An 18185-nucleotide genomic window follows, 5' to 3' on the forward strand; every position below is an offset into this window, starting at 1 on the left:
AACTAGCCGCGCTGCGGGTGGGCTTACTTGTACGCCTGCACGTCCTGCTGCAGACGCTCAAGGAATGCATCGACCGGCATCACGCCAGCATCGATACCGCCACGAGCACGCACGGCTACGGTTTGTGCATCACGTTCCTTGTCCCCGACAACCAGCAAATAAGGGACCTTTTGCAACGTGTGCTCTCGTATTTTATAACTAATCTTCTCGTTGCGCAAATCGCTCTCAACTCTAAGCCCTTGTTTTTGCAACGATTGGGTCAGTTCATGTGCATAGTCGGCCTGGCTTTCTGCGATATTCAGGATGACAGCCTGTACCGGCGCGAGCCACGAGGGCATTGCACCAGCGTGGTGCTCGATCAAAATACCCAGGAATCGCTCCATGGACCCGACGATCGCACGATGCAACATCACCGGACGTTTGCGGCTATTGTCTTCGGCGACGTACTCGGCGCCCAGGCGTTCCGGCAGAACCATGTCGAGCTGCAGCGTCCCGCATTGCCATGAACGGCCAAGCGCGTCCTTGATGTGGTACTCGATCTTCGGCCCATAGAACGCGCCCTCGCCCGGCAACTCTTCCCAGGTCAAACCACACGCCGTCAGCGCGTCGCGCAAGCCCTGCTCGGCGCGATCCCAGGTCGCGTCGGTACCGGCACGGGCGTCGGGTCGCAACGACAGCTTGATGTCGATGTGATCGAACCCGAAATCCTTGTAGATGCTCATCGCGAGCGTGTTGAACGCGATCGATTCTTCGATGAACTGGTCTTCCGTGCAGAAAATGTGCGCGTCGTCCTGAACGAATCCACGCACGCGCATCAAGCCGTGCAACGCGCCGGACGCTTCATTCCGATGACACGAGCCAAATTCCGCATAACGCAGCGGCAGGTCGCGATACGACCGCAAACCATGATTGAACACCTGCACGTGGCCGGGACAATTCATTGGCTTGATGGCGTAATCGCGTTTTTCCGACTCTGTCGTGAACATGTTTTCACGATAATTCTGCCAGTGACCTGAAGCCTCCCAGAGCGAACGATCCATGATCATCGGCGTCTTGATTTCGAGGTAACCAACTTCCCCCAGGCGGCGGCGAATGTATTGCTCCACTTGTTGCCAGATCGCCCAGCCTTTCGGATGCCAGAACACCATGCCCGGCGCTTCTTCCTGAAGGTGGAACAGGTCGAGCTGCTTCGCGAGCTTGCGGTGATCGCGCTTTTCCGCCTCTTCCAGCATGTGCAGGTACGCTTCCTGGTCTTCCTTCTTGGTCCAGGCCGTGCCATAGATGCGTTGCAACTGTTCGTTTTTCGAGTCGCCGCGCCAGTACGCGCCCGCGACCTTCATCAGCTTGAAGACTTTCAGTTTGCCGGTGGACGGCACGTGCGGGCCACGGCACAGATCGGTGAAACCGCCGTGCGAATAAAGCTTGATCTCGTCGGTGGACGGAATCGATTCGATGATTTCCGCCTTGTACTTCTCACCAATGCTCTTGAAGTAGTCCACCGCTTCGCCGCGCGTGACGACACGGCGCGAAACCGGCTCATCTTTCTTCGCGATCTCGGCCATGCGCTTTTCGATCTTCTCGAGATCTTCCGGCGTGAAGGGGCGGCTGTACGCGAAGTCGTAATAGAAGCCGTTATCGATCACAGGACCGATTGTGACTTGCGCTTCCGGGTACAGATCCTTGACCGCGTAAGCCAGCAAGTGCGCAGTGGAGTGACGAATGATGTCGAGACCGTCCGCGTCCTTGTCCGTGACGATCGCGAGCGATGCATCGCGTTCGATCAGCGTAGACGTGTCGACGAGTTCGCCGTCGAGCTTGCCGCCCAGAGCGGCCTTGGCAAGCCCTGCGCCAATCGATGCGGCAACTTCCGCAACCGTCACCGGGTGGTCGTACTGGCGAACTGACCCGTCGGGCAAACGTATCGAAACCATTTCGTTCTCCAAGATGCCGAAACCAGCATCCAAGTTCATTCAACAATGCCTTGCAAGACGCGAAACAAACGCGCGAAGACAAAAAAAATGCGGCCCCACATTCGAGGGGCCGCATTCACTTTTCCTACAACTGCAAAGGCGAAAGTGGTCCTCGACTAGCGTCGTTCCGAAGTTGTATCGGTCAACGTTCGCGGTGCCATCTTGTTCATTTGCCTTTCGCGCCAAGACGCTTGCTGCAGTTTTGAAAATCCGGCGAACCGGACTTTCACTTTCGTTGGTAGGCTCGATTGGACTCGAACCAACGACCCCCACCATGTCAAGGTGGTGCTCTAACCAGCTGAGCTACGAGCCTGAAGAAGCGAAATTATATGGTGCGTTTTGAATCCTGGCAAGTGCTTTGATGCGATGACACTGAAGATATTCGTCGATACGATTAACAAGCTCGAGCAATGCGCTTCAAATTCAAAGTGTTAAGTCCAGCCGAACACACACAAAACTTTGTTATCCGCGCCGTGATGCCCGGACCACGCCCTGTACTTCGCTCAACAACGAGCACGCCCGCTGGATCTGCGCAGCGCTCGACACCTCTACTGTGAACTGCATGTAGGCAACGTTGCGCCGGCTCTGCGTCTTCACGCCGGTGACATTCATCTTTTCGCGTGCGAAGACTTCCGAGATGTCGCGCAACAGTCCTTGTCGATCGTTCGATTCGACAGCGAGGTCCACCGGATAAACCGACGAACCACGCCCGTTCATGACATCGGCGGACCATGCCGTTTCGAGCACACGCTCGGGCGAATGTTCGGCCATCCGCTGGAACGTTGCGCAATCACTGCGATGAATCGACATGCCCTTGCCGCGCGTCACGAAGCCGGAGATACGGTCCGGCGGCGCCGGCCTGCAGCAACGCGCGAGTTGCGTAAGCAACGCGTCGACCCCAACAACGAGCACTCCAGTAGACGCACCCTGCGCAACGCTTTGCCCGCTGCTGCGCTTTTCGAATTGCGCGGGCGCTTCGGGTTCAGGTTCCGGCGGCGGTGTGTCGTGCAGCGCCTGCTCGATGTTGCGCAGGCTGAACTCGTCCTTGCCTACGACCGCATACAGGTCTTCCGGTGTCTTGAAGCCAAGTTTCGATGCCAGTTGATCCAGGTTGACGGAGGTCTTTCCCTCACGCTGCAAGGTCTTTTCAACGAGCGCGCGGCCGTTCGTGATGTTCTCTTCGGAATCGACCGAGTTGAACCATGCGCGCACCTTCTGCCGAGCGCGCGGGCTGTTCAGGTAACCAAGCAAAGGGTTGAGCCAGTCCCGCGACGGACCACCCTCTTTCACCGCCACGATCTCCACCGTCTGGCCGTTCTGCAACGGCGTGTTGAGCGGCACCATCGCGCCATCAACACGCGCGCCACGGCAACGGTGTCCCAGCTCGCTATGCAAGTGGTACGCAAAGTCCACCGGGGTGGACCCGTGTGGCATCGCGATCACGCGCGCCTGCGGCGTAAGCACGTAGATGTGGTCGTCGTCGAGCGTTGCTTCCCGCAGATGTTGCCAAGGCTGTGCGCCCGGTTGCTCGCCTTCGGACACGTCTTCTTTCCAGGCAAGCAGTTGCCGCAACCACGCGATTTTCTCGTCGTATTTTTCGGCAGCGGTCACTTGGCCGCCATAGGCCCGGGTGCCTGCTTCCTTATAACGCCAGTGCGCAGCCACGCCATACTCCGCGAAACTGTGCATCTCCATTGTGCGTATCTGGACTTCAAATGCGCGGCCGTCGTCACCGACCACGACCGTGTGCAGCGACCTGTAACCGTTGGGCTTTGGCCGCGATATGTAGTCGTCGAATTCCCGCGGCACCGGCTGCCACAGGTTATGAACGATCCCGAGCACCGTGTAGCAATCCTTGATGTCGTCGACAATCACGCGAAACGCGCGCACGTCGTTCAACTCGGAAAAGTCCAGCTCCTTGCCGCGCATCTTCTTCCAGATGCTGTAGATGTGCTTCGGGCGACCGCTGACTTCAGCACGGATATGCGCCGTGGCCAGTTCAGTCTGCAAGCGTGCGATGGCGTCGGTCACATACGCTTCGCGCTCGACACGCTTTTCGTCGAGCAGCTTGGCGATGCGCTTATAGGTAGGCGGTTCCTCGAAACGGAATGCGAGGTCTTCCAGCTCCCATTTCAATTGCCAGATGCCGAGCCGGTTTGCGAGCGGCGCGTAGATCTCGAGGGTCTCGCGCGGGACGTCGGGCGACGGATCGAGCTTATTCGCCGCGTAATAGCGCAACGTCTGAAGCCGGGACGCGAGGCGGATCAACACCACGCGAATGTCTTGTGCGAACGCAAGCAACATCTTGCGCAAAGCTTCAACCTGGGCGCGACGCGCAGCCTGCGCATCGCGACCCGTTTCGGGCAGCGTTGCCTGACTGGCGCGCGAGCTAACCGAGCCGAGACGCCACAACTTGCGGACATCGGCGACAAGGCTTTGCACTTCTTCACCGAAACGCTCGGTGATCACGCGCTCCGGATCGTCGATATGCGGAGCAATAGCAAACAGCGCCGCCGCCGCGACTGCCGCAGGATCCACGTTCAAAGTCTGCATGATTCGCGCGGTGCCGGCTGAGTGCTCGGCCAGCAATTCTCCGCTGGTGAGTCGCGCGTCGCCGGCGTGCTCGCGCACGAATGCGAGCGCTTCATCGAACGACGGCTCGGGATTCACTGCTGCGGCAACTGCGGTATCAGGCATGCGGGTATCAGGTGCGATGGAATGTTCGGCTATCAGTCGCGCGGCTTATCAAGCATGGCCGCGATCACGACAACTTCTACCAGGCACGCCGGGTTGGCAAGTTTCGCTTCCACTGTAGCGCGCGGGGGCGTATTTCCCTCGGGCACCCACATGTCCCATGCCGCGTTCATGGCTGCAAAATTCGCCATGTCGGAGATGTAGATTTGCACCGAAAGCAGCTGCGTCTTGTCGCTGCCCGCTTCAGCCAGCAAGCGGTCGATATGGCCGAGCACTTCGCGGGTCTGGCCCGTGATGTCCTGATCGGTGTCTTCGGCAATCTGGCCCGCGAGATAAACGGTGCCGTTGTGAATCGCGGTTTCGGAAAGACGCGCGCCGACATGGAGACGGATGACTGCCATGAATGCCTCTGATAAGTAAATTGTCAAAAAAACCGTGCGAAGCCCAATATTATGCCTCGGGTGTTTCCGTATGCAGGAAGAAGCGGTAGGCAAGATTTATCTGATCCGGCGCGAGAAACGCAGGTGCGTGGCCTACGCCCGTGATCTCCGCACTTGTCACGGCCTGCCCAGTCGCGACCATCTTTTCGACCGTTTTTCGCGACAACAGATCCGAGTTCTCACCGCGCACGACCAGAACCGGATGTTTGATCGCTGCGAGCGAATGCCACAGGATCGCCTCGCCAAGCGAGGCCGCATTTGCATCTGCTGCAGCGAAGGGCACGGCGATCTTCGGATCGTATCTGTACCCCCACCGCCCATCGCGCTCATGCATCAGCGGCGTATTGATTGCGCGCCATTCTTCAGCGCTCAGCGGCCCGAAAGAAGACGCGAGTTGCGCGGCGTTGTCAATGCCGTCCTGAAGCGTAGCGAAGGTTTCGTCGCGCCCAAGATAGCTGCCGATGCGCTCAAGCGCCACCGGTTCGATATGGGGCCCGACATCGTTGAGCAACATCTTGCGAATGGGCGTATTCGGCAGACCGGCGAGTCCGAGCCCGATCAAGCCGCCCATTGACGTACCGAACCAGTCCACCGTTTCCACGTTCAGGCGCGCAATCAGCGCGACCATGTCCGAAACGTATTGCGGCACGCCGTAGTGTTTCGGATCGGCGAGCCAGTCGGAAAGCCCCCGCCCGACCACGTCCGGACACACCACCCGGTATTCTCGCGAGAATGCTTTCGCCACCTCGTCGAAATCACGGCCGGATCGCGTCAGCCCGTGCACGCATACCAGTACACGAGGGTTGGCGGGATCGCCCCATTCCGTATAAGCCATGCGGTGCAGGCCCGCCGGGCTGATGCATTGCACATGGCGTTGCCGCGGAGCGGGAACGGGAGAAGGCGCAGCTTCGACGATAGTCGCGGACATAAAATTTCCTTCGCGCGCAATGGCGCTGCTGCATGACGAATAAATCAATCGAAAACGATTGTAAACGCTTTGCGCGGCGCACTTCTTCGTCAATCGCAACGTTAGCCATCTGGTCTATGCGCGGCCGCATCAAATCAACAGAAAGTCACAAATAACATCACTACAAGCGCGCGATCCAAACAAAAAGGGCTGCACCAACGCAAGGTTGGAACAGCCCTTCTCGAACGGCGAACCACGCCAGTGCCGAAGATCTTACTTGACGCCACTCACATCAAGCGGCGCGCCGGTTTTCTGCTGAATCTCTTCCACGCTGACGCCCGGAGCAAGCTCGACCAGCTTGAGGCCTGCATCTGTTACGTCGATCACGCCGAGATCCGTAATGATCCGGTCGACCACGCCCTTGCCCGTTAATGGCAGCGTGCACTCTTCAAGAATCTTGTGCTGGTCGCCCTTCGCAACGTGTTCCATCAGCACAATCACGCGCTTCACGCCCGCTACCAGGTCCATGGCGCCACCCATGCCCTTGATCATCTTGCCGGGGATCATCCAGTTGGCGAGGTCGCCGTTCTTGCCGATCTGCATGGCGCCGAGGATGGCCAGGTTCACGTGGCCGCCGCGGATCATCGCGAACGAATCCGCCGACGAAAATATCGACGATCCCGGCAACGTAGTCACCGTTTGCTTGCCGGCATTGATCAGATCGGCATCGACTTCTTCTTCAGTCGGCGACGGCCCGATGCCCAGCAAACCATTTTCCGATTGCAGCCACACTTCCATGCCCGAGGGCACGTGGTTCGCGACCAGTGTAGGCAGCCCAATCCCAAGATTCACATAAAACCCGTCCTGCAATTCTTTGCCCGCCCGCGCGGCCATCTGGTTCCGGTCCCATGCCATGATCAGTCTCCTTTTGCGCGCACGACGCGTTGTTCGATGCGTTTTTCCGGATGCGCGTTCAGCACGATACGCTGTACGAAAATGCCCGGCGTATGGATTGCGTCGGGATCGAGCTCGCCGACTTCCACGATTTCTTCCACTTCGGCGACCGTGATCTTGCCGGCCATTGCGCACATCGGGTTGAAGTTGCGAGCCGTGCGGCGATAGATCAGGTTGCCGGATTTATCGGCTTTCCATGCCTTGACCAGCGCGACGTCTGCCGTCAGCGACGGTTCGAGCACGTAGAAGTTGTCGCCGAATTTGCGTGTTTCCTTGCCTTCCGCGATGACCGTGCCATAACCCGTATTCGTGAAAAACGCCGGGATGCCCGAACCGCCTGCGCGCAGCTTTTCGGCCAGCGTGCCTTGCGGCGTGAATTCGAGTTCGAGTTCGCCCGCCAGATATTGGCGCTCGAATTCCTTGTTTTCGCCCACGTACGACGAAATCATTTTTTTGACTTGACGGGTTTCGAGCAGCAGGCCGAGGCCAAAGCCGTCGACGCCCGCGTTATTGCTGATGCAGGTGATTCCCTGAACGCCCGTGTCGCGCAATGCCGCGATCAGCGCTTCGGGAATGCCGCACAGACCGAAACCGCCGACGGCAAACGTCTGTCCGTCCTTTACGATGTCTTCGAGCGCCTCTTTCGCGCCGGGATAGACCTTGTTCATTTGTCCCTTCCTGATCTGGATGAAATCTGATTATTCGAGTCGCGCGCCGTTTATTTATGCGGCGATAACGACTTTCTGACCTGCCGAAAGAGTACGACGATGCATCGATCCGGCACAATACGCAAAAATACATAAGTAATCGCCGTAGTGCGCGGTGATGCAAACGTCAAACGCCCGTCGTCCGAGCCAAAATGCCTCAACTGGATTACCAAACTGCGTTTCATCTTGCGCCAGTCGGGCTGGTGTTGTCACGGGAACGGATCATTGAAGACTGCAACGCGCAGCTTTGTGCAATTTTCGGCGTGAAGCCGGAAGCGTTGATCGGGCGATCGTTCCAGGTGCTGTATCCATCGCCGGTCGAGTTTGAACGGATCGGCGCGCGCATTTCCGCGTTGATGCAACGTCAGGGCAGCTACGCCGACGACCGCATCATGAAACGCGCGAACGGGGAATTGTTCTGGTGCCACGTGACCGGACGGTCGCTGGATCTGAGTGCGCCGCATGCCGCGGGCGTCTGGACATTCGAAGACCTGAGCGCGACGCGCCGGGTCGCGATAGAACTGACGCCGCGCGAGCGCGAGATCGCGGCGCAACTCGTGACCGGCAAGACCAGCAAGCAGATCGGACGCGCGCTGGACATCAGCCCGCGGACCGTGGACGTCTATCGCTCGAAACTCATGCGTAAATACGATACAGGCAACGCGACCGAACTGCTCCAGCGGCTCTTGGGCGACTGATCACTTGTGTGGCGCCGCCGTTTCGATGGCATTGCGCAGCAGCTCAGGAATGGGCACCGACTTCGCCGCAGCGTAGTCGACCCACACGCATTTCGCCGTGCCGCGCGCGTAAAGGGTGGCGGGGTCATCGGCGCGATACAGCTCGAAACGCGTATCGAAACTGCTGCGCCCCGGCGCGCCGACAAACATGCTGCCGATTACATCGCCGGGATAGTGGAGTTGCCGCAGAAACTCCATCGATGCATTGACTACCACCGGCCCCTGCCCTTTGGCGTTGGCTCCGGCAATGTCCAACTGGCGAAACCACGTGATCCGCACTTCTTCCATGAAGCGGAAATAGACCGTGTTGTTGACGTGACCGAACGCGTCCATGTCGCCCCATCGGATAGGCATGGACAAGTCGATCACACGATGAAAACCGCCCTGCGCCGCATCCGACGCCTGTTCGAAGACCTGGCTCATAAGCCAAACCCGTCGTCGGCGGCAATCACCGAGCCGTTGATGAACTGCGATTCGTCGGCGGCCAGCAGCAGCAACAAGCCATCCAGATCTTCGGGCGTTCCCACTCGGCGGCGCGGCAGGATGGACAACAGTTTTTGCCCCGCTTCGCTCTTCCAGTGATGATGGTTCAATTCGGTATCGATGTAGCCGGGGCAGATTGCGTTCACATTGATGCCATGACGGCCCCATTCCTGCGCCATTGCTTTCGTCATATGTACGACGGCCGCCTTGCTCATGGAATAGACGCCGATCTGAGGCAATGTCTTCAGCCCCGCCATGGACGCAATATTGATGATCCGGTAACCCGGCTTCGCGGTGCCGTTGCCCCGCATGATCATCCGCTTGGCCACTTCCTGGGCGACGAAAAATGCGCCGCGCGTGTTGGTATCGAAGACGAAATCGAAATCCGACGGCGTCACGTCCGTCAATTTCTGCTGCGTCGATACGCCGGAGTTGTTCACCAAGATATCGATGGTGCCCGCTTCTGTCTCCGCGTGTGCCACGGCCGACTTGATGCTTTGGTAGTCGGTGACGTCGAGCGATACGACGTGCGCCGCGCCGCCCGACGCCTCGATTTCGGCACGCAGTTCCTTGAGGCGCTCAGTGCGCCGGCTAGCCAGCACGACCCGTGCGCCCGCCTGCGACAACACTTGCGCGAAGCGCTTGCCCAGTCCGCTGGAAGCGCCTGTGACGAGCGCGCATTTGCCTTCCAGATTGATCGAACGGCCCATTGTTTTTCCTTGGTTGAAAGCGATTGAGTTGCCCGGGTCAGCCTGTCTTGCGCTGACGGCAGCGCTTACCCGCCCGGGGTCTGCGTCGAATCTGCGCCAGGATTCAGCCAGCCGATATGCTATCGTGAAATAATACGGTCGTACTAATCTCCGGAACGTTAGTTGCACCATACCTATCGTTCCCTGACAATACGCGATCCCCAAAAAAGCATTCTAACGTTAGACAGGAGCATTGGATGACCCCGGCGAGTCTCATCGAGCAGTACGGTCCCCGTGAGTCCATGGAGTACGACGTCGTGATCGTAGGCGGCGGCCCTGCGGGACTTTCTGCGGCCATCCGGCTGAAACAGCTCGCGCAGGAGAAAGGCGTCGAACTGGGCGTATGCGTGCTGGAGAAAGGCTCCGAGATCGGTGCGCACATCCTTTCAGGCGCCGTCATGGACCCTCGCGCGCTGAATGAACTGCTGCCCGACTGGAAGACGCAAGGCGCGCCGCTCGACGTGGAAGTGACCGAAGACCGGTTTTTGTTTTTATCGAAGGACAGCGCGAAGCAGGTGCCCAACTGGCTTTTGCCGGACAACTTCAAGAACCACGGTAATTACGTCATTTCGCTTGCCAATGTTACGCGCTGGCTCGGCCAGCAAGCGGAATCGCTCGGCGTCGAGATCTTCCCGGGCTTTCCAGCCGCCGAAGTGCTCTACACCGAAGACGGCGCGGTTCGCGGCGTGGCGACCGGCAACATGGGCGTGGGCAAGGACGGCGAGCCGACGGGAAACTTCCAGCTCGGCATGGAATTGCACGCCAAGTACACGCTCTTTTGCGAAGGCGCGCGCGGCAATCTCGGCCGCCAGTTGATGGACAAATTCAAACTCGGCCGCGACGCCGATCCGCAGGTCTACGGCCTCGGTATCAAGGAACTCTGGACAATCGATCCTGCCAAGCACAAGCCGGGTCTTGTAATCCACACCGCCGGCTGGCCGCTCGAAACCGATACGTACGGCGGCTCGTTCCTCTACCACATGGACAATAACCAGGTGATGGTCGGGTTTGTCGTCGGCCTCGGCTATTCGAATCCGTATCTCTCGCCGTTCGAAGAATTCCAGCGCTACAAGACCCATCCGGCGATCCGCACGTTCCTGGAAGGCGGCAAGCGCGTGTCGTACGGCGCGCGCGCAATCGCTGCCGGCGGTCTCATGTCCCTGCCAAAGCTGGTGTTCAAGGGCGGCGCGCTGGTCGGCGACGATGCCGGATTCCTGAACGCATCGCGGATCAAGGGCAGCCACGCCGCGATCAAGTCCGGCAAGATGGCCGCCGAGGCGGCCTTCGACGCGGTGCAAGCCGGCCGTCAAGCCGACGAACTCACCGCGTATCCCGAATCCTTCGATAATTCGTGGCTCAAGACCGAGCTTTATCGCGCGCGCAACTTCAAGCAGTGGATGAGCAAGGGCCTGTATCTGGGCACGTTCATGGTCGGACTCGAACAGAAGCTGCTCGGCGGCAATGTGCCGTGGACGCTGCATCATCAACACGCCGATAACGAAACGCTCAAGCCCGCATCGCAATGCAAGCCGATCGTTTATCCGAAGCCGGACGGCAAGCTGACGTTCGACCGGCTGACGTCGGTGTTTATATCGAACACGAATCACGATGAAGGTCAGCCGCCGCATTTGACGCTGAAGGACGCATCGGTTCCTGTCGATGTGAATCTGCGCACCTATGCCGGACCGGAAGGTCGATATTGTCCGGCGCAGGTGTACGAGTTCGTGAAAAACGACGACGGCAGCGAACGCCTGCAGATCAACGCGCAAAACTGCGTTCATTGCAAGACGTGCGATATCAAGGACCCGACGCAGAACATCGTGTGGGTTCCGCCTGAAGGCGGCGGCGGTCCGAATTATCCGAACATGTGATTGTTCGGCTGGGTTGCAGGCGTAAAAAAACGCCGGTTCCTTGTGAGAACCGGCGATTTTTTATTTGGGGATGTGTGCGGCGATGTGAGGCGTCGTGGTTTCAACGTCGCCGTTTTGTGCGCGATGTCTTAGCGCGTGATCGATCAGGACCAGCGCGAGCAGCGCTTCGGCAATAGGCGTCGCGCGAATGCCCACGCACGGATCATGGCGTCCGAACGTTTCGACGGTGGCTGCGTGACCGGCTTTATCGATCGATTCGCGCGGCGTGCGGATGCTCGACGTCGGCTTAATGGCGATCGAGACCGTGATGTCCTGCCCGCTGGAGATGCCGCCCAGCACACCGCCCGCGTTGTTCGCGGCGAAACCTTCGGGCGTCATTTCGTCGCCGTGAACGCTGCCGCGTTGCGCGACACTCGCGAAACCCGCGCCGATTTCCACGCCTTTAACGGCATTGATGCCCATCATCGCTTTGGCGATATCGGCGTCGAGCCGGTCGTACAGGGGCTCGCCGAGACCTGCCGTCACGCCCGTCGCAATCACACCGATGCGCGCGCCAATGGAGTCCCCGTCTTTTCGCAGCGCGTCCATGTATTCCTCGAGACGCGGCACGATCTCGGCATTCGGCGCGAAGAACGGGTTTTCGCGCACGTGCTCCCATGCAACGAACGGAATCGGGATCTCGCCGAGCGCGCTCATGAAGCCATGCGTTTCAATGCCGAATTTTTCACGCAGCCACTTCTTCGCAACCGCGCCTGCCGCAACGGTCGGCGCTGTCAGGCGCGCCGACGACCGGCCGCCGCCTCGATAATCGCGAATCCCGTACTTCTGCCAGTATGTGTAGTCAGCGTGCCCGGGGCGAAACGTCTCTGCGATATTGCCGTAATCCTTGCTGCGCTGATCGGTATTGCGGATCAGCAAGGCGATGGGCGTGCCGGTCGTCTTGCCTTCGAACACGCCCGAAAGAATCTCGACCTGGTCGGCTTCCTGCCGCTGCGTCACATGTCGCGACGTACCGGGTTTGCGCCGGTCGAGCTCGATCTGGATATCGGCTTCGGTCAGCGCCATGCCCGGCGGGCAGCCGTCGATCACGCAGCCGATCGCAGGACCATGCGACTCGCCGAAATTCGTGACGGTGAAAAGCGTGCCGAGTGTGTTGCCGGACATGAGCGTCGTCCTGAAAAGATCGAAAGAGCCGATATTATGCCAGCCGGCGCCCTTACAGCCTTGTTCCGCGGCTGTTCTGCGCCTATTTGCGGGCGCCGCGGAGGGTCGCGACGAGCTGCTGAAGGTGTTCGGGGGTGGCATCGACGGGATCGATCGGCTCACCCACTGCCAATGTCAGCCGGCTCATCACGCCGCGCTGGATTGGACGCGGCCAGCGCTGGTCCTCATGGCGCGAAAACACGCTGCCCCACAGACCGCGCAGGGCCATCGGTATGACGGGCGCTGAATGTCGCTTCAGAATCTCGCTGATGCCGTGGCGAAACGGGTTCAGTTCCCCCGTTCGCGTCAGCTTGCCTTCAGGGAAGATGCAGACGAGATCGCCGTCGGCGAGCGCGCGGCCGCAGGCGTCGTAGGCTTTTTCGAGCATGATCGCGTCTTCGTGCGCGGGCGCGATCGGAATGGCCTTTACATGGCGAAACAGCCAGCCAAGCAGCGGCGAACGGAAAATCCGATGATCCATCACGAAGCGGATCGGGCGCGGACTTTCCGACATGATCACGATGGCATCGACAAAACTCACGTGGTTGCACACCAGCACCGCCGCGCCGCGCTCAGGAATTCGCTCGGCGTTGACAAGCCTGATCCGGTAGAACGTGTGCACGAGAACCCACGCGAGAAAGCGCAGCAGGAATTCGGGTACCAGCGAATAGATGTACGCGGCGACTACGATATTCAGCAGCGCAGTGGTGAGAAACAGCCCTGGGATGCCCACGCCCGCAGACGTCAAGCCCATGGCCATCAGCGCCGACACGATCATGAAAAACGAATTGAGAATGTTGTTAGCAGCGATGATCCGCGCGCGATGCGTCGGCTGACTGCGCGCCTGGATGAGCGCGTAGAGCGGCACGCTATAGAACCCTCCGAACATGGCGAGGAGGAACAGATCGGCAAGAATGCGCCAGTGCGCGCCGATTTGGAGAAACTCGCCCACGCCCAGCAGATGACCAGCCGGCAAGATAGTGTGGCTGGCGAAAAACAGGTCGATCGCAAACACGCTGATACCAATCGATCCCAGAGGAACCAGCCCGATCTCGACCCGCCGCTTCGAGAGTTTTTCGCACAAAAGCGAACCCGTGCCAATACCAATCGAAAACGTACCGAGCAACACGGTGACCACATCGGGATTCGCCGAAAGCACGTCCTTGGCGAAGTTGAAAAACGACGTGAGAAAGGTCGCGCCGACAAACCATAGCCACGAAATCCCCAGCAGACTCAGGAAGACAGTCCGGTCGCGGCGTGCGAGCGCGAGGTTGCGCCACGTTTCAGTGAAAGGATTCCAGTTGATCTTCAACTCGGGTTGAAGCGCAGCAGTGCTTGGCACAAAGCTCGACGCCACGCGCCCGATCAACGCGACTACAAGGCAAGCTCCGGCGAGCAGAACCGCGCCATGCTCCATCCAACCCGCCGACGCCCCGCCGATGATCGTGCCAATCAGGATTGCCACGAACGTCCCCATTTCGACGAGCCCGTTACCGCCCACGAGTTCGGACGGCTGCAAGTGCTGCGGCAAATACGCGTATTTCACCGGGCCGAAAACAGTCGAATGGACGCCCATCAGGAACGTGCAAAGGTAGAGCAGTGGCGCGCTATGAAGGACAAATCCCGCGCCGCCGACCAGCATCACGGCGATCTCGAAGGTCTTAACAAAACGCGTTAGCGTGGCTTTGTCGTATTTGTCGGCGATCTGACCCGACGTCGCGGAAAACAACACGAACGGCAAGATGAAAATAGCCGATATCAGGAAGGCAGCGGTTTTCGGATCGACGCCGGAAAAACGCGCGGCCTGAAACGTGACGAGCGACGTGAAGCCGACCTTGAAGACGTTGTCGTTGAGTGCGCCGAGGAATTGCGTCCAGAAAAAAGGCGCAAAGCGGCGCTCGCCTAACAGGCGAAACTGACCCTCTCCGTGCGCGGGCTTTGCAGATTTCCCGGGGGATGATGCAGGCGATTCACTCATGGATTATTGGAGTTGGTAGCTGAGAGACGGTGGCGTCAGGCCTTGCACGACGGCACCTGATTTTTGAGACGAAAAAAATGCGCGCCATGGAAGGCGCGCATTTTTGCGAGCGTTTGATACGCGTTGTCCGGCCAATCGCGATTGCGCGTTTGTCAGAATCAGCGCGCTTCTTCTTGCTGCTCCGGCCAGTCGCGGATATAGGCCTTGAGCATCTTGTTCTCGAAACCTTGTTCCTCCACCACGGCTTTTGCGACGTCATAGAAAGAAATCACGCCCATGAGCACGCCTTTTTCCATGACCGGCAAGTAGCGCACGTGATGCTCGAGCATCATGCGGCGCACTTCGTTCACGTCGGTTTCCGGCGTACACGTGATGGGGTGATCGTCCATGACCTTGCGGATGGTGAACGTGCCCACGCTGCCGCCGTTCTTGCTGAGGATCAGGATGATCTCGCGGAACGTCAGCATGCCGGCCAGATCGCCGTATTCGATGACCACCAGTGAACCAATGTCGTGTGACGCCATTGCGTCAATGGCTTCGCTCAATGGCGTATCGGGCGTTACCGTGAAGAGCGCGTTGCCCTTGACGTTCAAAATGTCGCTGACTCGCATGATTGTCTCCTCGCGAAAAGCCTGACTATCTGTCGATCCTAGCGGAAAGACGGTTAAAAAGAAAGCGTGCAGCACACACGTATTTCGTCTGCACAAGCATATGGGACGGGCTTTTGCGCCGGGTCAACCCTTAGCCTTGCCGCACTGGGAAGCTCACACCAACGAAGCGCGCCGACGCTCACGTCTACCCCAAGTTTGTCCGGCCATACCCGATGTTACGATAAATGACTCTTTTCCATGGTAGCCGCCCACGATGTCCGCCAATCGCTTCGATACGCTCGTGCTGCACGCGGGCGCCGCGCCCGACCCCACAACCGGCGCACGCGCCACGCCGATCTACCAGACCACGTCGTTCTCGTTTCGAGACACCGATCACGCCGCGTCGCTCTTCAACATGGAGCGCTCGGGCCATGTTTATTCGCGCATATCGAATCCGACGGTAGCCGTTTTCGAAGAGCGCGTGGCGGCGCTCGAAGGCGGCGTGGGCGCGATCGGCACGGCCAGCGGTCAGGCTGCGCTACATCTCGCGATCGCCACGCTGATGGGTGCCGGGTCACACGTGGTTGCATCGAGCGCGCTTTATGGCGGCTCGCACAACCTGCTGCACTACACGCTGCGGCGCTTCGGCATCGACACCACGTTCGTGCCGCCCCACGATCCCGATGCCTGGCGAGCCGCAGTCCGGCCGAACACGCGCCTCCTGTTTGGCGAAACGCTGGGAAACCCTGGTCTCGATGTTCTCGACATAGCGACCATCGCTGAAATTGCGCACGCGAACCGTGTACCGCTGCTGGTGGATTCCACCTTCACCACGCCCTATTTGCTGCGTCCTTTCGAGCACGGCGCCGACTTCGTCTACCACTCCGCCACCAAATTCCTGGGCGGCCACGGCACGACCATAGGGGGCGTACTGGTCGACGGCGGAACATTCGACTTCACCGCGAGCACGCTCTTTCCTGAATTCACCGAACCCTACGACGGCTTTCACGGCATGGTCTTCGCCGAAGAGAGCACGGTCGCGCCTTTCCTGTTGCGCGCCCGCCGCGAAGGCCTGCGTGATTTCGGCGCGTGTCTGCATCCGCAGGCCGCGTGGCAACTGCTACAAGGCATAGAAACCCTGCCGTTGCGCATGGACCGCCATGTCGCCAACACCCGCAAGGTCGTCGAGTTTCTGCTTGCGCACCCGGCGGTCGAAGGCGTGGCTTATCCGGAACTGGAAAACCATCGCGATCACGCGCTCGCCAAGCGGCTTCTGCCCCGCGGCGCCGGCGCTGTTTTCAGTTTCGATCTACGCGGCGATGTGGCCGCGGCGCGGCGCTTCATTGAGTCGCTCACGCTGTTCTCGCACCTGGCCAACGTGGGCGATGCACGTTCGCTCGTCATCCACCCGGCGTCGACCACGCATTTCCGCATGGACGCCGCCGCCCTCGCCGCCGCGGGAATTGCGCCGGGGCGCATCCGGCTGTCGATTGGCCTGGAAGATCCCGACGATCTCATCGACGACCTCAAGCGCGGGCTAAAGGCATCGCAAAAAAGCGAAGGGAGCCGCGCATGATGCTGGAAGCCGGCGGCGCTGCCGCCTATGCATACACCGGCGGCCGCGCGTTCGACCCGAACCGCCCAGTGGCAGTATTTCTTCACGGCGCACAGCACGATCACAGCGTCTGGGCGCTGCAGACACGCTACTTCGCTCATCACGGCCTGAGCGTTCTCGCCGTCGACCTTCCAGGCCACGGCCGCAGCATGAGGCCTGCAAAACGGAGCATCGTTGAACTGGCCGACTGGGTCATTGCGCTGCTGGACGCCGCGAACGTCCGAAGCGCGATGCTGATTGGCCACAGCATGGGCTCCTTGATTGCCCTCGATGCCGCCGCGCGCTATCCACTGCGCGTGACCCGCATCTCGCTACTGGCCACCGCATTTCCGATGACCGTTTCGGACGCCCTCCTCGATGCAGCCCGCGACCGCGAGCCCGACGCCATCGACATGGTGAACCAATGGTCGCATTCCTCGATTGCCGCCAAACCCTCGAGCCCGGGTCCAGGTTTCTGGCTCCATGGATCGAACCAGCGTCTGATGGAACGCATGGCCGTTCGCGGCGAGCCGCAACTCTTTCACACCGATTTCAGCGCCTGCAATGCTTACGCGGATGGCCTTGAACGCGCCGCCGCATTGCAGTGTCCGGTGCAAATCGTGACAGGCAAGCGAGATGCCATGACACCTCCGCGCGCGAGCCGCGCACTTGTCGATGCAATGAAATATGCGGGTGTCCCGGTGGAAACTGTCATGCTCGACGCAGGCCACGCGCTCATGAGTGAACAACCGGATGGAACCCTCGCTGCACTGTTCGGCTTCGCAAACAGACGGGCATGAACCAAGCTTATAGAGCCTTGCCGGGATGCGCTATTAGCCAAATGGGTGGTGTGTTGAATATTCTCCAGACGGCGCGTTTTCCTGGTTGCGCCGCAGCCTTGTTGGCTGGAGAATGAATCTTGCACAACGCTTCATGAGTTGCTGGACATGCTTTACAGGCACTGCCCGACAAGGAGATTGTCATGGCTCAAACCGCTCATTCGGATCACTTCGCGAGCTTTGCGGAGTTTTATCCCTACTATCTTGAAGAGCACCGCAACGTGGTGTCGCGGCGGCTTCATTTCATCGGTTCGCTGGGGGTGATCGGCTGTGTAGCAATGGCCATAGCAACGGGCGACTGGCTCTGGCTTCCGGCAGCGATAGTTTGTGGCTACGGCTTTGCCTGGGTCGGCCATTTCTTCTTCGAGAAAAACCGGCCCGCCACATTTCGCCATCCGCTCTACAGCCTGATGGGCGACTGGGTGATGTTCAAGGACATCTGCATTGGCAGTATTTCGCTTTAGTTTTT

The 18185-nt window shown here is 59.5% G+C and carries 16 protein-coding genes and 1 tRNA gene; 5 read left to right on the plus strand and 12 right to left on the minus strand.

Annotated features, from left to right (window positions below; translation table 11 throughout):
• Positions 1-23: 23 nt before the first annotated feature.
• The 7 genes from thrS to HB633_RS13310 all read right to left on the minus strand — a co-directional run bounded on the left by thrS (position 24) and on the right by HB633_RS13310 (position 7633).
• Positions 24-1931, minus strand: coding sequence for a threonine--tRNA ligase (thrS, locus tag HB633_RS13280; RefSeq protein WP_213778649.1), 1908 nt, complete (start codon positions 1929-1931; stop codon positions 24-26).
• A 275-nt stretch (positions 1932-2206) separates the two neighbouring features.
• Positions 2207-2283, minus strand: a tRNA-Val gene (locus tag HB633_RS13285).
• A 149-nt stretch (positions 2284-2432) separates the two neighbouring features.
• Positions 2433-4667, minus strand: a complete 2235-nt coding sequence (locus HB633_RS13290) for a bifunctional (p)ppGpp synthetase/guanosine-3',5'-bis(diphosphate) 3'-pyrophosphohydrolase (RefSeq protein ID WP_213778543.1) — start codon at positions 4665-4667, stop codon at positions 2433-2435.
• Between the two features lie 32 nt (positions 4668-4699).
• Complete coding sequence (locus HB633_RS13295) at positions 4700-5065, minus strand: RidA family protein (protein ID WP_213778544.1); 366 nt, start codon at positions 5063-5065, stop codon at positions 4700-4702.
• Positions 5066-5114: 49 nt separating this feature from the next.
• Entirely contained in the window at positions 5115-6032 is a 918-nt protein-coding gene (locus tag HB633_RS13300) for an alpha/beta hydrolase (RefSeq protein WP_213778545.1), read from the minus strand.
• Between the two features lie 252 nt (positions 6033-6284).
• Positions 6285-6926 (minus strand): CoA transferase subunit B, encoded by a 642-nt coding sequence (locus tag HB633_RS13305; protein ID WP_213778546.1) that lies wholly within the window; start codon positions 6924-6926, stop codon positions 6285-6287.
• Positions 6927-6928: 2 nt separating this feature from the next.
• Positions 6929-7633: a CoA transferase subunit A gene (locus tag HB633_RS13310; RefSeq protein WP_056364211.1), complete on the minus strand. Its 705-nt coding sequence runs from the start codon at positions 7631-7633 to the stop codon at positions 6929-6931.
• A 191-nt stretch (positions 7634-7824) separates the two neighbouring features.
• Here HB633_RS13310 and HB633_RS13315 point away from each other — a divergent pair, with 191 nt between their 5' ends.
• Positions 7825-8370, plus strand: a complete 546-nt coding sequence (locus HB633_RS13315; protein ID WP_213778547.1) for a LuxR C-terminal-related transcriptional regulator — start codon at positions 7825-7827, stop codon at positions 8368-8370.
• Here HB633_RS13315 and HB633_RS13320 read toward each other — a convergent pair whose 3' ends face one another.
• Positions 8371-8832: a thioesterase family protein gene (locus tag HB633_RS13320; protein WP_213778548.1), complete on the minus strand. Its 462-nt coding sequence runs from the start codon at positions 8830-8832 to the stop codon at positions 8371-8373.
• Entirely contained in the window at positions 8829-9602 is a 774-nt protein-coding gene (locus tag HB633_RS13325) for an SDR family oxidoreductase (protein WP_056364217.1), read from the minus strand. Before HB633_RS13325 ends, HB633_RS13320 begins: the two co-directional genes overlap by 4 nt.
• Before the next feature lie 236 nt (positions 9603-9838).
• On the opposite strand from HB633_RS13325, the gene HB633_RS13330 reads away from it, so the two are divergent.
• Complete coding sequence (locus HB633_RS13330; protein WP_213778549.1) at positions 9839-11512, plus strand: electron transfer flavoprotein-ubiquinone oxidoreductase; 1674 nt, start codon at positions 9839-9841, stop codon at positions 11510-11512.
• 60 nt (positions 11513-11572) lie between these two features.
• Here the strand turns inward: HB633_RS13330 and aroC are convergent, their stop codons facing one another.
• The 3 genes from aroC to HB633_RS13345 all read right to left on the minus strand — a co-directional run bounded on the left by aroC (position 11573) and on the right by HB633_RS13345 (position 15304).
• Entirely contained in the window at positions 11573-12676 is a 1104-nt protein-coding gene (gene aroC, locus HB633_RS13335) for a chorismate synthase (RefSeq protein WP_213778550.1), read from the minus strand.
• A gap of 82 nt (positions 12677-12758) precedes the next feature.
• A complete protein-coding gene (locus tag HB633_RS13340; RefSeq protein WP_213778551.1) occupies positions 12759-14693 on the minus strand; it encodes an MFS transporter in 1935 nt (644 codons plus the stop codon).
• Positions 14694-14851: 158 nt separating this feature from the next.
• Positions 14852-15304: a CBS domain-containing protein gene (locus tag HB633_RS13345; RefSeq protein WP_056364222.1), complete on the minus strand. Its 453-nt coding sequence runs from the start codon at positions 15302-15304 to the stop codon at positions 14852-14854.
• A gap of 253 nt (positions 15305-15557) precedes the next feature.
• Between HB633_RS13345 and HB633_RS13350 the strand changes: the two genes are divergently transcribed.
• From HB633_RS13350 to HB633_RS13360, 3 genes are all read left to right on the plus strand, one after another.
• A complete protein-coding gene (locus HB633_RS13350) occupies positions 15558-16859 on the plus strand; it encodes an O-acetylhomoserine aminocarboxypropyltransferase (protein WP_213778552.1) in 1302 nt (433 codons plus the stop codon).
• Positions 16856-17677 carry an alpha/beta hydrolase gene (locus HB633_RS13355; RefSeq protein ID WP_213778553.1) on the plus strand — a complete coding sequence of 274 codons (822 nt, stop codon included), beginning with the start codon at positions 16856-16858 and terminating at the stop codon, positions 17675-17677. The genes HB633_RS13350 and HB633_RS13355 overlap by 4 nt, the downstream gene beginning before the upstream one ends.
• 182 nt (positions 17678-17859) lie before the next feature.
• The gene (locus HB633_RS13360) at positions 17860-18180 is read left to right on the plus strand and encodes an Mpo1-like protein (protein ID WP_213778554.1); all 321 of its coding nucleotides are present in this window, start codon (positions 17860-17862) and stop codon (positions 18178-18180) included.
• Positions 18181-18185: the final 5 nt, after the last annotated feature.

Source organism: Caballeronia sp. dw_276 (assembly GCF_018449635.1).
GTDB lineage: Bacteria > Pseudomonadota > Gammaproteobacteria > Burkholderiales > Burkholderiaceae > Caballeronia.